The sequence below is a fragment of the Streptomyces sp. NPDC029014 genome (assembly GCF_055564695.1).
Map to the genome: position 1 here is coordinate 16,532 of NZ_JBVHVT010000086.1, position 13,658 is coordinate 30,189.

The window sequence follows — 13,658 nt, forward strand, 5'->3', positions numbered from 1 at the left end:
CCGTCGATGTCGGGGAGGGGGGAATCCGCCGGTGCTGGGGGAACTCGCCGGTGCTGGGGGAACTCGGTGGCGGGGACGGGGAGGTGGGCTGCTACTGGCCCAGGGCCTTCGCCTTCGTGCCGTCCGTGAGCTTGCCCGAGAGCTCGACCAAGGCGCCCGCCGGTGCCTTCACCGCCAGGCGGTTGCCCGAAGCCGAGCCGTTCACCCCGCCGCCCGACGCCGACAGCGACGCGAACTGCGCACTGCCCGCCGCCAGGGCGTACCACTGGCCCGCCTTCGACTTCCACAGCACGCCCGCCAGCACCCGCGGCTCCCGCGGGCCGCACGCCGGCGAGCCCTCCGCCTTGGCCGTCTGCGCCGCCAGCGGGGCGCCGGGCGTCAGGAACTGGGCCTGGACCCGGTCCTGCACGCCCGCCCAGGTCTCCGCCCGCGTGCACAGCCAGGTCGCCGTGCCCTCGCCCTCGGGAAGCTGCTGCTTGGCGTACGTCCAGGCGTTGACCGTACGCACCCCGGCGGAGCGCACCGACGGCAGCAGGCAGGCGATCCGCGACCAGTCGCTGAGCTCCCCGCCCTCCGCGACGTCCCGCTCGGCACCCGGCGCGCCCGAGGTCAGCCGGGCCGGGGTCAGCTCGCCCAGGTCCGTCACCAGCCGGGTGGCGCCCTCGCCGGTCAGCGACAGCGCGTTCCAGCCCGTGCAGTTGCCCCCCGGGGCGGGGCTCGGTACCGGCGGCGTGACCCCGTCCGGACCCAACTTCAGCGGAACGGTGGCCTCGCCCGGCTTCAGCAGGTCCCGCAGGCCCACCCCCGACGCCCACGGCGCGATCAGATAGCGGACGTTCCCGTCGACCCGGCTCAACACCAGCCCCGCGGCGGTCTCCGCCGACGCCCCGTCCGTACGGGCGAAGTCGAGGGCGGCCACCGCGGTCCCGGTGCGCGGCTCCGCGTACCGGACCACGCGCAGGCCGTCGTACAGCAGGACCACCACCGCCTGGTCGACCGTGCCCGCGAACAGCAGCTGCGGCGGGCCCATCGGCGGCCCGGGCGGGGTACCCGGCGTGGCCGAGGCGACCACCGTCCTGCCGGGCCGCGCCCACACGGCCAGCGCCCGGCGCAGCAGCTCGGTGTCGTTCACGCGGTCACCGCGGGCGGGCCAGGTCGAGAAGCCCGTACGGGACGACGTACGCCACAGCGTCGGAGTGACCCGGATCAGCTTGGCCGGATCCATGGCCCGCTCCACGGCCTCGTTGCGCGCGTACGGCGGGGCCGCGGCCCCGTCCGCGCCCCAGCCGCCGCCCGGCAGCGCCAGCAGCACCCCGCAGACGGCGAGGGCGGCCCCGACGGCCAGCGCGGCCCGCCCGAAGCGGCGGCGGCGCAGCAGATCGGTGGGCCGTGCCTGCAGTACGCACGGATCGAACTCGGGGGAGGCGAACAGCCGGTCATGGGCCGGATCCCCGGACCCCGCGACCGCCGCCTCCGGGTCGGCCACCCCGGCCGCGGCGAGCACCCGCAGCACCTCCGGCTCCGGCAGCTGCTCCAGCGCCCGCAGTACGCAGGCGGCCCGGCCGGGCCCGTCCAGCGTGGCGAGCCACTGGTCCAGGGCCAGTTCCTCGGCCCCGCCGGACCGCGGGAACAGCCGCAGCCCCCACACCTGGGGGAGCGGCGCGGGCAACTGGGACCGCTTGGGCAGCGCCCGGAAGGTCAGCGGGACCCCCGCCTCCAGGGCGGAGCGCAGCACCTGCAGCCGGACGTACGCGTACCCGCGATCGGCGCCCGGGCCCGCGCCGCCGCCACGGTGATCGCCGCGGTGGTTGCTCCGGTGGTTGCTGCGGTGGTCGCCGCGCTGGCCCGGGACACCGCGCCGCCGCCCGGCCGCTGCGGCCTTCCCGCCGGACCGCCTCCCGCGCGGCAGCGCGCGCTGGGCCAGCGAGTGGGCGGTGAGCACGCGCCGGTGCCGGCCCAGGGAGGGCGGCAGCACCAGGTAGGCGAGCCGCACCAGCCGCGGGTAGTGCTCGACGATCGCGGCCTCGGCCTGCTCGACGTCGGGCGTCGAGGGGGACGGGGGGCGGGTGGCGGTGTCCGGCGCAGTCACGTTCAGCTGAACGAGCGAATGGCCGGATGGTTACCGCCCCCTGGTCACACGTTCGGGTCGAATGGCGGGTCCGAAGGTGGATCGTGCGGGGCAGGGGGCAGGGGGCAGGGGGCAGGGGGCAGGGGGACGAGGGTCCCTCCGCAGGTGGGCTCGGGGCGGGGCGTCAGGCCGCCAGGCGGGCGCGCAGGGCCTCGACCGTCTCGTCGGAGACGCCGAGCCCCTCGCGGACGTACTTCTCCATCGAGCCGTACCGCGTGCGGACCTCGTCCAGCGCCGCCTCCAGGTACTCGGGGAACACCCCGATCAGCGCCAGCGCGATGTCCGGGTTCCCGCCGGCCATCGTGAAGCCCTCGATCATGCGCGCGAAGGCCTGCTTCACCGCCGGATTCACCGACAGGTACTCGGCCATCAGGGTGTCGTCGTCCGCACCGAGCAGCGCCAGGACGATCGTCGCGCCCCAGCCGGTGCGGTCCTTGCCGGCCGTGCAGTGGAACAGGACCGGGCCCGCCTCCGGGTCCGCCAGCTCGGTGAGCAGCATCCGGTACGCGGCCTGCGCGGAGGCCGTGTGCACGAACGCCCGGTACGTGTCCGCGAACAGGGACTGGATCTTGCCGCCGCCCAGGTGCTCCTCCGCGACCACCGGGTCCGAGAGGAGGTCCTTGAGCTGCGTCGCCGCCGGCACCTGCCCGGAGTTCAGCTTGTCCGACAGGACGTCGCCGATCAGGTGGCGCACGCCCTCGGGTATGCGGTCCGGGTGGTCGGCGCGCTCGGCGACGGTGCGGAAGTCGATGACCGTGCGCAGGCCCAGCGCGGCCACGGCCGGGTCGGTGTCGACGTCGAGCCGGTCGAGCTGGCCCGAGCGCAGCACCAGGCCGGGCCGGACGGTACGGCCGCCGGCGAGCGGCGTACCGCCGAGGTCGCGGAGGTTGGCGACGGTGGTGGACGGGGTGGCGGTGGCGGTCATCGTGGCGGCTCCATCGGTCGGCGGGTGCGCGTGGCGCGAAGAGGTGATGGTGATCGGTGGTCCGGGCTTCGGGTCATCGTTTCGGGTCATCCGATTTTCGGACGATTCGTCCCGGATAGGTAATCGAAGACGAGCGAGACCCCCACACCGACCCCCAGGGCCACCAGGTGCCCGGCGTCCGTGAAGGTCCGCTCCCGCCGCAACAGCGGCTGCGCCGCCACCGCCAGCAGTCCGACCCGGGTAGCCGTACGGGCCCGGCCCCGCGGAAGCGCCGAGGTCAACGCCCCGAGCACGGCGTTGAAGCCGTAGCTGGTGCCCACGTCCAGGGCCCGCCGGGTCTGCGGGCCGGCCCGTCCGCGCAGCACCCCGTAGACCATGAGGGTCGCCGTGACGTGCCCGAACAGGAACACCGCCGCCGTCCACCACACCCCGTACGCGTACTCCGCGTACCCGAGGACGGCGACCAGCAGCAGCGCGTACGGCAGCGGCATGGGCTCCTCGACCACGACGGCGCTGCTCAGCAGCGTCTCCCAGCGCCCGGCGGAGAGGTTGTCGACGTTGGTCGAACAGTCCCGCAGCACCTGCTCGCGGTCGATCGGGCCCAGCCGTTCCAGGGCGTACGCCCCGAGCTGGACCCCGCCCGCGTACACCGCGCCGGCTATCGGCGGCCTTGGCATCGGATTCACCCGACCATGATCGGATACCACCCTCCGGTGCGCCGAGGCGGGGCCTGTGGCAGCATGATCAGGCCATGTCAGAAAGCCCCGCGCCGATACGCGCCGCACGAGCCGCGATGTTCGCGGCGGTGTGCACGGCCCTGGGCGCCGCGGGGCACGCCCACATGTCCGGTACGGACGTCCCGCCGCTGGGCCTCCTGGGTGCCTTCGCCGTCACCGGCGGCCTCGCCTGGCTCGCCGCCGGGCGGCGCCGGGGGCCCGTGGGGATCAGCGCGGCGGTGCTCGCCGTGCAGGGCGTCCTGCACCTCGTCTTCTCCGGGACCCAGGCCACGAGCGGTAGCGGGGGCCCGGGCGGGAGCCGCACCGGTGGTCTCGCCGGGCACGCCGCCCACCAGGCGCACCACGCCCACCAGGCCGACCACGCCCTACGGCACCTGCCCGAGCCCGTGTCCGTGCCCGTGCCCGTGCCCGGACATCGCCACGTCGAAGCCGCGCTGAGCGGGGCGGACGTGGTCAAGGGTGCGGGCGGGGCGTCCGCCGGTATGGCGGGCACGACCGATATGGCCGGCATGGCCGACATGGCAGGAGCCGCTGGCGGTACCGCCGGACCGGCCGCCGACCTCCTCGCGATGGCCGGAAACGGCGGCCTCGGCATGATCGCCGCCCACGTACTCGCCGGCCTGCTCTGCGCCGCCTGGCTCGCCTGGGGCGAAGCCGCCCTCTTCCGGCTCGTCGCCGCCCTCGGCGCCACCGCCCTGCTCGCGGCCCGCCCCCTCGCCCGCGCGCTCGCCCTGGTGCGGGCCCGTGCCGCCCTCGTGCCGCGCCCTCCCGTCCAGCGGCCCTCGTACGCGCCCCCGCGCAGGCTGCGCGGAGCCGTGCACGCCCATGCCCTCGTGCGGCGCGGGCCGCCCCGTCGGCGAAGCCTCCACGTCACGGCCCCCGGCCGTCCTGCCTGCGCCTGACCGGCGCACCTTCCGTCCTGCCGTCGCGGCGGGGCGGGCGGCGAGACCCGGGGCCGGTTCACCCCCGTCTTCGCCAACACCTAGGACGACCCATGTCTCTTGACGAGGCCCAAGGCGCCCGTACCCGTACCCGTACCCGGGACGACGACGCCAGCGCCGCCGCCGAGGCGGCCACCGCCAGCACCGCCGAGGCGGCCCCCGCCGCTGACGCCGCATCCGCGTCCGCATCTTCATCCGCTTCTGACGCCGCCACCGCCGCGAAGCCCGGCACCTGGGCCGCGCTGCGACCGCTGCTGCTGCGCATGCACTTCTACGCGGGCATCCTGATCGCCCCGCTGCTGTTCCTCGCCGCCGCCACCGGGCTCCTCTACGCCGGCTCCTGGCAGGCCGAGAAGATCATTTACGCCGACGAGCTGACCGTCGACCAGGTCGGCGAGAGCACGGTGCCGCTCAGCACCCAGGTCTCCGCCGCCAAGGCCGCCGAGCCCGGCGGCAACGTCATCGGCGTCTGGCCCGCGCCCGACGCCGAGGCGACCACCCGCGTGATCATGGAGGCCCCCGGTCTCGCCGAGGGCCAGACCCGCACCGCCTTCGTCGACCCGTATACGGCCCACGTCAACGGCGTGCTCACCACCTCCGGTGACGCACTGCCGGTGCGCGCCTGGCTCAGCGAGTTCCACTCCAGCCTCCAGCTCGGCGAGTTCGGCCGGAACTACAGCGAACTCGCCGCGAGCTGGCTGTGGGTGGTCGCCCTCGGCGGTCTCGCCCTGTGGATCGGCCGGCGCCGCTCCCGCAAGGCGCAGCTCGTCCTGCCCGACCGCAAGGCCACCGGCCGCCGCAAGACCCTCTCCTGGCACGGGGTCGTCGGCCTCTGGGCCGTCACCGGACTCGTCGCCCTCTCCGCCACCGGCCTGACCTGGTCGAAGTACGCCGGCGAGAACATCGGCCAGCTCCAGGACCGCCTCGGCGGCGCCACCCCGAACGTCTCCGCCGCGCTCACCCCCGGCGCGGGCGGCGCCGGCGGGGGCGGCGAGCACGCCGGCCACGTCATGACCGACGACATGGAGATGCCCCCGGCGCCGGCCACGGCCGACATCGGCATCGACAAGGCCGTCGCCGCCGCCCGCGCCGCGGGCGCCACCGAGAACCTCCAGGTGACGCTCCCGGCCAAGGGCAAGGGGTACGTGGTCAAGGAGAAGGACAAGGAGTTCCCGGTCCACCTGGACACCGTCGCCGTCAACCCCGCCGACGGCAGGGTCATCGACGTCCTCTACTTCTCCGACTACCCCGTCCTCGCCAAGCTGACCCGGTTCGGCATCGACCTCCACATGGGCCAGACCTTCGGGCTCGCCAACCAGATCGCGCTGGCCGCCCTCGCCGTCGCCCTGATGTTCCTGATCTTCTGGGGCTACCGGATGTGGTGGCTGCGCCGGCCCACCAAGGACCGCACCCTCTCCGCCGGCCGCGCCCAGCCGCGCGGCGCCTGGCGGAAGGTGCCCGTGGGCATGCTGCTGCCGCTGGTGGCGGTGACCGCAGTGGTCGGGTGGTTCGTACCGCTGCTCGGCATGAGCCTCGTGGCGTTCCTGGCGATCGACATGCTGCTCGGCGCCGTCGCGGTGCGCCGCACCAAGACGCCGACCGCCGGGTGACGTCCCGTCGAACGCGGCTCTGAGCGAGCCGGGTGGGCCCGTACTCCACGAGGGAGTGCGGGCCCACCGTCGTACTCAGGGGGCGCACACAGAGGGTGTACTCAGGGGGCGCTCAGGGGGCGTACTTGTAGCCCACCCGGCGGACCGTCTGGATCGCGCCCCGGCGGGCGGCGCCCAGCTTGCGGCGCAGGCGGGCGACGTGGACGTCCACGGTCCGGCCGTCGCCCACGTGGCCGTAGCCCCAGACCGTGGTCACCAGCTGGTCCCGGGTGTGCACCCGGTGCGGGTGCGCGACCAGGTGCGCCAGCAGCTCGAACTCCAGGTAGGTGAGGTCCAGCACCCGACCGTCGACCTCGGCGGTGCGCTGCGCCGCGTCGATCCGGACCACGCCGTCCCCGGTGGCGGCAGGGGCGGCGTGGCGAGTGGGACCGGGCGCGGGATCGGGTGCGGGGGTGCGCACCGGGGCGGGGGCCGAGGTGGGGACGGCCTGCGGGGCGAAGGCGAACGGCGGTTGCTGGTCGGCCGGTACGAGGACCAGGTAGCCGATCATCGGCGGCCGGCCCGGCAGCACCGGCAGCGCGTGCTGCGGCGCGGGCAGCCAGGTGGCGCCGGGCGGCAGCAGGTCGACCACGCGGGCGACCTCGTCCGGCGCGACGGCCCGCAAGCGGTGCCGCGACGCGGTCGGGGAGGCAGAGGGGGAGGGGGAGGAGACCGGGCCGGAGGAGGGGGAGGGGGACGCGGCCGGAGAAGGGAAGGGGAGGGTCGCGGTCGCAGTGGAGGCGGCGGACGTCAGGGAACGGGTCTGAGGCATGAGTGGTCAGCTCTTTCACGCGAAGCGGTCGGGAGGAGACGTGCGTGCGTAGGCGATGTACGTACGTGCTACGTCCTCGTTGCACCGCGCAGACCGAAGGCCTTGGGGGAGGTGTGCTGGTCGATCCCGGAAGGCTTTAGAGGGCCGGCGCGTTCGTCGCGCGGCAACACACCCGGTCGAAGTCATGGTCCTGACGGGAGGGCCAGAACGGCTCGAGGTCGCTGCGACCGGTCGAGGTGTGCGAGTGGCTGGCCATGCGCCCATTGAAGCAGATGCCCTCGACTCGGGGCAGGTTCCGTCTCAACTGATGGAGCGGAATCTCAAATTCAGAAATCAAGGCTTCGCCAAACCCCTCACAGGGCGGACAAACCGTCATGTTGCAGCAGCCTGAAGGGAGTCCGGACCGCAGATCGGTATCACGGATCCGTATCGCATGGTGGACGCCCACCGAAGACGCGCATGCCCGCCGGACCGGAGGACGGGCCCGACGGGCATGCGCGTGATGGTGTGTGTGCCGTGTGGGGCAGGGCGGGCGCGCGCCCCGCCCCACACGGGGCTCGGGAACCCGCCTCAGACGAGGCCGGCCTTCTCCAGGCCGGCGCAGCACGTGTCCGTGATCAGGCGGGTCACGACGTACGGGTCCACGTTGGCGTTCGGACGGCGGTCCTCGATGTAGCCCTTGCCGTCCTTCTCCACCTGCCACGGGATGCGGACCGAGGCGCCGCGGTCGGAGACGCCGTAGCTGAACTCGTTCCACGGGGCGGTCTCGTGCAGACCCGTCAGACGCTCGTCGATGCCCGCGCCGTAGTTCTTGACGTGGTCCAGCGGCTTGCTGCCCTCGCCCAGCGCCTCGCACGCCACGATGATCGCGCGGTAGTCCTCGCGCATCGCCTTCGTCGAGAAGTTGGTGTGCGCACCGGCGCCGTTCCAGTCGCCCTTCACCGGCTTCGGGTTCAGCGTCGCCGAGACGTTGAACTCCTCGGCGGTGCGGTACAGCAGCCAGCGGGCGATCCACAGCTGGTCCGCGACCTCAAGCGGGCTGAGCGGACCCACCTGGAACTCCCACTGGCCGGGCATGACCTCGGCGTTGATGCCGGAGATGTCCAGGCCCGCCGCCAGGCAGTGGTCGAGGTGCTTTTCCACGATCTCGCGGCCGAAGATCTCGTCCGAGCCGACACCGCAGTAGTAGCCGCCCTGCGCGGCGGGGAAGCCACCGACCGGGAAACCGAGCGGGCGCTGGCCGTCGAAGAACGTGTACTCCTGCTCGATGCCGAAGATCGCCTCCTGCGCGGCGAACTTCTCGGCGACCGGACGGAGCAGCGCGCGCGTGTTGGACTCGTGCGGGGTCATGTCGATGTTCAGGACCTCGCAGAGCACGAGGACGTTGTTCCCGCCGCGGATCGGGTCGGGGCAGGAGAACACCGGCTGCAGGACCCGGTCGGACGCGTGGCCCTCGGCCTGGTTGGTGCTCGATCCGTCGAAGCCCCAGATCGGCAGCTCGGCGCCGTCGGCGAGGATCTTCGTCTTGGAGCGCAGCTTGGCCGTCGGCTCGGTGCCGTCGATCCAGATGTACTCAGCCTTGTAGCTCACGGGCCCCATCCTTACGGTGCGTCGCTCCGGCGCAGACTCTGCGGGTGCTGCGGTGTGTGGTTCTGCGGGTGTGCGGGTGTTACTAGTGCGGATGTCCGCTTGTCCGGTCGTGTGCTCGTCCGGTCGTACGGTCGATCGCTGCGGTGTAGACCGCAGCGTGCCTCGTGGCGATTTCTCGGCCGTTGCCCATGTGTGAACCCCGTGTTACCGGGTTTGCACCGCAGGTCGGGTGGCTCGTGCGGGTTGCGGTCAGTGCATCCGTGCGAGTGCGGCAGACTGGGCGGGTGAGCAGTTCGTACGATTTGACCCGCGCAAGCGACCCCGCGGAACCCACCCGTCCGCCCGTCGCCCGGCCCCGCGTGGGGCTCCTGGGCACCGGCCCCTGGGCCCACCGCACCCACGCCCCCGCCCTCGCCGCCCACACGGACTCCGATTTCGCGGGCGTATGGGGCCGCCGGCCCGAAGCCGCCGCCGAGCTGGCCGACACGTACGGCGTGAAGGTCTACGACGACCCCGACGCCCTCTTCGCCGACTGCGACGTCGCCGCCTTCGCCCTCCCGCCCGACGTACAGGCACCCCTCGCCGTACGCGCCGCCGAGGCCGGCTGCGGACTACTGCTCGACAAGCCCGTCGCCACCACCGTCGCCGACGCCCGCGCCGTCGCCGACGCCACCGACCGGCACGGCGTCGCCTCCGTCGTCTTCCTCACCCTCCGCTTCGCCGAACCCGCCGCAGCCTGGGTCGAGGAGCAGGCCGGCCGCACCGGCTGGTTCACCGCCGCCGCCCACTGGCTCGGCGCCGTCTTCCCGCCCGACGGCACGCCCAGCGCCTACGCCGACTCGCCCTGGCGCAAGGCCAAGGGCGGACTGTGGGACGTCGGCCCCCACGCACTGTCCGTCCTCATCCCCGTCCTGGGCGACGTCACCTCCGTCACCGCCGCCCGCGGGCCCTCCGACGTGGTCCAGCTGGCCCTGCGCCACACCTCGGGCGCGGCGAGCACCGCCGTGCTCAGCCTCGGCGCGCCCGCCGCGGCCGCCGGCGTCGGGCTCCAGGTGCGCGGGGCCGAGGGCGTCTTCTCGCTGCCCAACTGGACCGATGTCCCGGGCGCGTACGGGCGGGCGCTGGACGCGCTGCTCACCGCCGCCCGGACGGGCGTACCGGACCGGCGCGACGCCCGCTTCGCGGCCCGGCTGACGGAGATCCTGGCGGAGGCGGAGGGGCAGCTGGGGGTGTGAGGGGGGTGGGGGCTGTGGCTTTGGCCGCTGCCGCTGCCGCTGCCGCTGCCGCTGCCGCGGTTCCGGTGCCTTGGCTGTGGCTGCCGGTTGCCGTGCCCCGGCTTCGGCTCCGGATGACCGGGGCCGGAGCCGGGGCGGGGGCCCGCGTCAGGTGAGTACGACGACCTTGTGCATGCCCTTGATCGCGTCCGGGATGCCGGCCTTCCCGTCAGGGGCGAAGCAACCGACCACGTACGTGCCCGGGGGCAGGTTCCGTATCTCCAGCAGCACCGTGCGGCCGGGGGAGAGGACGCCGAGACCGACGGACCGCCCGGTGTAGGGCAGCGGGCCCGGCGCGGTGCGGTCGAAGACGGCCTGGATCTGGGCGTCCGTGGTGCCGGGTGCGACGGGCTGTATCCCCATCTCGTGCAGCTCCTGCGTGGAGTTGTGCACCAGGATGGTGTCGCTCGTCCGGTCCAGGCCGTGGATGTCGAAACGGGGGCCGTCCGGGGTCTCCCGCGCGAGCACGAAGCTGTCGGGGAAGCCCGTCGGCAGGCTGGGCCTCTGGCTGCCCTGCAGTCGGAGGGTCCGGGTGATGGGGTGCGTCGGGTCCTGGAGGAAGGCGGTGAAGTCCAGGAGGACGACCTCGCCCCCGGTGATCGGGGTGGTGAACGTCTCCGACACCGAGGCCGTGACCTGGGCCCCGCCGAACATCTCCGCCTCGTCGCGCACGGCCAGCATGCCCTCGGCGGTGGGGATCGGCTGGCGGCTGACGGCCTTGGCGAGGTCGGCCAGCACCTGTTCCACGGTCACACCGGGGTGCGGGCGGAAGGCCTGCAGGAAGCGCCCGTTCGGATCATCGGACGTGACCCGGAACGACACCAGGCCGGCCGGTGCGGACTCCGGTGCCGTGATTCCGGACCCGTTGATCTTCACGTCGATCGGCTTCGACGCACGTCGGTCGAGGCCCGCGGAGGTGGCCTGTTCCTGCAGGGCGACCTGATCCGCCGCTGCCGGGGCGGCGACGGCGGCCGGAGCGCCGAGGGACGTGGCGAGGACGAGAGCGGCTAAAGCCGCCGCTCGCACCCCGTGCTTGAGCAGTGCGGTAGGCATGGGTCTCCTGTTCGTGGAAACGTGCCCCCCGAACCAGGCCAGCACCTTCGCCGGTCCGGGCGGGCGGCGACAGCCACGCACACTACGGTCTGGACCGAAAACGGCGGTCTGAAAAGTGACTTATTTGATCACGGCGTTGGCCGCGATGATGACCACCCCGATGGCGGAGTCCGCGGCCCCGATCCGCAGCGAGGCGCCGAGCCCGTAGCCCACCCGCCGCGCCACGAAGGAACCCCAGGCGAACAGCAGCAACGTGTTCACGCCGAGGCCGACCGAGGTCACCACGGGGGCGTCCCAGTGGGCGAACCCGGCGACGACGAGCAGGAGGACGGTCGGGAGCGTGGCCGCGATCAGCGGCCACTCGTGCAGCACCTCCTGCACCAGCATCCGCCACCTGTGGCCGGCGGAGCCGGGCTGGTGGGCGGCCATGTGGTGCGCGTACCCGTGCGCGAGGGCCGCCGCCGCGGCGGTCACGAACACCCAGCCGGCGTCCCCGAACGGGGTGTACGTGGCCCCCTTCTCGTCGAGCGCAGCCAACAGCCCGGCCGCGAGCACGGTCCCGTACACCCCGCAGAACATCCAGTCGGCTCCACGGTGGGCCGGGGTGTGGGGGAGTCGGGGAGCGGGTGGGGTGGCGGGGAGGGAGGGGGCGGGGGCGTTAGAGGCGTTAGAGGCGGGATGGGAGCGGTGGGGGTTGTGAGGGTTATGAGGGGTGTAAGGCATGACGGGATGGGTGTGGTGGTCGTGGCGGTCGAAATGGTCGCGGTGGGGGGCGGTCAAGACGGCTCCGTCCGTTTGCTGCGCAATGTCCCTTCTGTCGGGAATGCAGCCTACGGGGTCGGCGCGTGAGGAGGAGATGAGGACGGGGGAAGGGGAGGGAGCGGGGGAGGCGGGGGAGGCCGGCCGGGAGCCGCGGTGAGCGGGATGCCCGCACCCGGGGTCGGCGGAGCATCCGGGGGCTTCCCGGCAGCCCATTGTCCTTCCGGTGCGGGCCGGCCCGTCAAGGGCGCTCCTTCGTCGCGTCGCTTCGCGATGTCGCTACGCTCCACCCCTGACAGACCGGTCCACCCCGGAATGCCAAAGAGCTGCCGGGAAGCCCCCGAAGGATGGCCAGGGGGACCATTCCACACACGGCCCTCGCCAGAGCAGCCCGCCCCCGGCTCCGCCCCGCGGCATCCCAGGCACCCGGGACCGCCAGCTCCCGACCCCCGCCGGGCACGCGAGCACCAAAAGCGCCTCCCCAAAACCGGTATCCAGGCCCCGCGGCGCCAGTAGGCGCCCAACCAGCCAGAAATGGTGACGACAAGCCCATCCAGCCCCCGCAAACGCCCCAGATCGCTACGCGCTCCTGTCTTCTCGGCGGCTGACCGCCGTCAGGGGCCGGTGGGCGCCCCAGACCGCTACGCGCTCCTCGCGTCTCGGCGACTGGCGGCCGTCGGGGGCTGGTAGCGGGGGTGGCGTAACTGGGTTGTTGAGTGGGGGATTTGTAGGCTCACGGGGTGATGGAAGAGTTGCTGCGACTGACGGTTCTTGGGTCTGCGACGCCGTATGCCAGTGCGGACAATCCGTGCTCGGGGTACCTGCTCTCCAGTGGGAGCACGCGTGTGTGGGTGGACGCCGGCAGTGGGACGCTCGGTCCACTGCAGCGGTACTGCGGACTGGACGAGCTGGACGCCGTGTGGATCTCGCATCTGCACGCAGACCACAGCGCCGATCTGCTCACCGCTTATTACGGGGCCCTGTACGCGGACATCCGACTCGACGCGCCGATTCCCCTCTACGGGCCGCCCGGTATCGCCGACAGGCTCGCCGGGTTCCTCAGCAACACGCCGGTTCGCAGCCCGATCGAGTCGGCATTTGACGTCACTGAGTTGTACGACGGTCACGAAGTGACCGTCGGGTCCGTTCGGCTCACCAGTCGGGAAGTGGCACACGGCATCCCGGCCTTCGCCCTGCGCGCTGAGGCAGCGGGAGGGACGCTCGTCTACTCCGGCGACACGGAGCCGTGCGCCAGCCTGAACGCTCTCGCCGACGGTTGTGACGTGCTGCTGTGCGAGGCGGACAGCGCGGAACCCGTCGAGGGCCACCACACGCCTGAAGACGCAGGTGACACCGCCAGTGCGGCCCGAGTGGGCCGCCTGATCGTTACGCACGTCGGCCGTTCCCTCACACCGCAAGCGGCACTGGCACGCGCCGCAACCCGCTTCAACGGCCCCGTCGACTACGCCACACCCGGCCTGATCATCGACATCTCTCCACCGCACTAACCACACCTGCCCCCTCTCCAGCCGACCGTCACCCCGAACGGTCCGCCGGCCGCCGGACAGACCCCTGCGCGCAGATGCCGCCCGCGCTTGCCCCCCATTACGGCCGCCAGTCGCCGAGCTAGCCGCCGCACGCCGTGGTCTGCTCGCGCCCACCGGCCCCCGACGGCGGTCAGTCGCCGAGACGCGAGGAGCGCGTAGCGATCTGGGGCGCCTACCAGCCCCGGACGGCGGTCAGTCGCCGAGACGCGAGGAGCGCGTAGCGATCTGGGGCGCCTACCAGCCCCGGACGGCGGTCAGTCGCCGAGACGCGAGGAGCGCGTAG

The 13,658-nt window shown here is 73.3% G+C and carries 11 protein-coding genes; 4 read left to right on the forward strand and 7 right to left on the reverse strand.

Annotated features, from left to right (window positions below; translation table 11 throughout):
* Positions 1-91: 91 nt before the first annotated feature.
* The 3 genes from ACZ4VL_RS33285 to ACZ4VL_RS33295 form a co-directional block, all read right to left on the reverse strand.
* Positions 92-2,089, reverse strand: a complete 1,998-nt coding sequence (locus ACZ4VL_RS33285) for a hypothetical protein (RefSeq protein ID WP_468207575.1) — start codon at positions 2,087-2,089, stop codon at positions 92-94.
* A 163-nt stretch (positions 2,090-2,252) separates the two neighbouring features.
* Complete coding sequence (locus ACZ4VL_RS33290; protein ID WP_468207578.1) at positions 2,253-3,053, reverse strand: tyrosine-protein phosphatase; 801 nt, start codon at positions 3,051-3,053, stop codon at positions 2,253-2,255.
* An 86-nt stretch (positions 3,054-3,139) separates the two neighbouring features.
* Positions 3,140-3,730, reverse strand: coding sequence for a rhomboid-like protein (locus ACZ4VL_RS33295; RefSeq protein WP_468207581.1), 591 nt, complete (start codon positions 3,728-3,730; stop codon positions 3,140-3,142).
* 74 nt (positions 3,731-3,804) lie between these two features.
* Here ACZ4VL_RS33295 and ACZ4VL_RS33300 point away from each other — a divergent pair, with 74 nt between their 5' ends.
* Positions 3,805-4,692, forward strand: a complete 888-nt coding sequence (locus ACZ4VL_RS33300) for a hypothetical protein (RefSeq protein ID WP_468207584.1) — start codon at positions 3,805-3,807, stop codon at positions 4,690-4,692.
* A 92-nt stretch (positions 4,693-4,784) separates the two neighbouring features.
* Entirely contained in the window at positions 4,785-6,341 is a 1,557-nt protein-coding gene (locus ACZ4VL_RS33305) for a PepSY-associated TM helix domain-containing protein (protein WP_468207586.1), read from the forward strand.
* Positions 6,342-6,453: 112 nt separating this feature from the next.
* Here the strand turns inward: ACZ4VL_RS33305 and ACZ4VL_RS33310 are convergent, their stop codons facing one another.
* Both ACZ4VL_RS33310 and glnII read right to left on the reverse strand, forming a co-directional pair.
* Positions 6,454-7,152, reverse strand: a complete 699-nt coding sequence (locus ACZ4VL_RS33310; protein WP_468207589.1) for a winged helix-turn-helix domain-containing protein — start codon at positions 7,150-7,152, stop codon at positions 6,454-6,456.
* Between the two features lie 570 nt (positions 7,153-7,722).
* Positions 7,723-8,742 (reverse strand): glutamine synthetase, encoded by a 1,020-nt coding sequence (glnII, locus tag ACZ4VL_RS33315; protein ID WP_404243597.1) that lies wholly within the window; start codon positions 8,740-8,742, stop codon positions 7,723-7,725.
* 302 nt (positions 8,743-9,044) lie between these two features.
* On the opposite strand from glnII, the gene ACZ4VL_RS33320 reads away from it, so the two are divergent.
* On the forward strand, positions 9,045-9,977 hold the full coding sequence (locus ACZ4VL_RS33320) for a Gfo/Idh/MocA family protein (RefSeq protein ID WP_468207627.1): 933 nt from the start codon (positions 9,045-9,047) through the stop codon (positions 9,975-9,977).
* 147 nt (positions 9,978-10,124) lie between these two features.
* Here ACZ4VL_RS33320 and ACZ4VL_RS33325 read toward each other — a convergent pair whose 3' ends face one another.
* Positions 10,125-11,069 (reverse strand): hypothetical protein, encoded by a 945-nt coding sequence (locus ACZ4VL_RS33325; protein ID WP_468207593.1) that lies wholly within the window; start codon positions 11,067-11,069, stop codon positions 10,125-10,127.
* Between the two features lie 120 nt (positions 11,070-11,189).
* The gene (locus ACZ4VL_RS33330) at positions 11,190-11,648 is read right to left on the reverse strand and encodes a hypothetical protein (RefSeq protein WP_468207596.1); all 459 of its coding nucleotides are present in this window, start codon (positions 11,646-11,648) and stop codon (positions 11,190-11,192) included.
* A 923-nt stretch (positions 11,649-12,571) separates the two neighbouring features.
* Between ACZ4VL_RS33330 and ACZ4VL_RS33335 the strand changes: the two genes are divergently transcribed.
* Positions 12,572-13,336: an MBL fold metallo-hydrolase gene (locus ACZ4VL_RS33335; protein WP_468207599.1), complete on the forward strand. Its 765-nt coding sequence runs from the start codon at positions 12,572-12,574 to the stop codon at positions 13,334-13,336.
* Positions 13,337-13,658: the final 322 nt, after the last annotated feature.

What these genes read in the sequence shown, in the direction of transcription:
- ACZ4VL_RS33290 (WP_468207578.1), bottom strand. Translation starts at nt 3,053, where the DNA reads ATGACCGCCACCGCCACCCCGTCCACCACCGTCGCCAACCTCCGCGAC.
- ACZ4VL_RS33295 (WP_468207581.1), bottom strand. Translation starts at nt 3,730, where the DNA reads ATGCCAAGGCCGCCGATAGCCGGCGCGGTGTACGCGGGCGGGGTCCAG.
- ACZ4VL_RS33300 (WP_468207584.1), top strand. Translation starts at nt 3,805, where the DNA reads ATGTCAGAAAGCCCCGCGCCGATACGCGCCGCACGAGCCGCGATGTTC.
- ACZ4VL_RS33305 (WP_468207586.1), top strand. Translation starts at nt 4,785, where the DNA reads ATGTCTCTTGACGAGGCCCAAGGCGCCCGTACCCGTACCCGTACCCGG.
- ACZ4VL_RS33310 (WP_468207589.1), bottom strand. Translation starts at nt 7,152, where the DNA reads ATGCCTCAGACCCGTTCCCTGACGTCCGCCGCCTCCACTGCGACCGCG.
- ACZ4VL_RS33325 (WP_468207593.1), bottom strand. Translation starts at nt 11,069, where the DNA reads ATGCCTACCGCACTGCTCAAGCACGGGGTGCGAGCGGCGGCTTTAGCC.
- ACZ4VL_RS33330 (WP_468207596.1), bottom strand. Translation starts at nt 11,648, where the DNA reads ATGTTCTGCGGGGTGTACGGGACCGTGCTCGCGGCCGGGCTGTTGGCT.
- ACZ4VL_RS33335 (WP_468207599.1), top strand. Translation starts at nt 12,572, where the DNA reads ATGGAAGAGTTGCTGCGACTGACGGTTCTTGGGTCTGCGACGCCGTAT.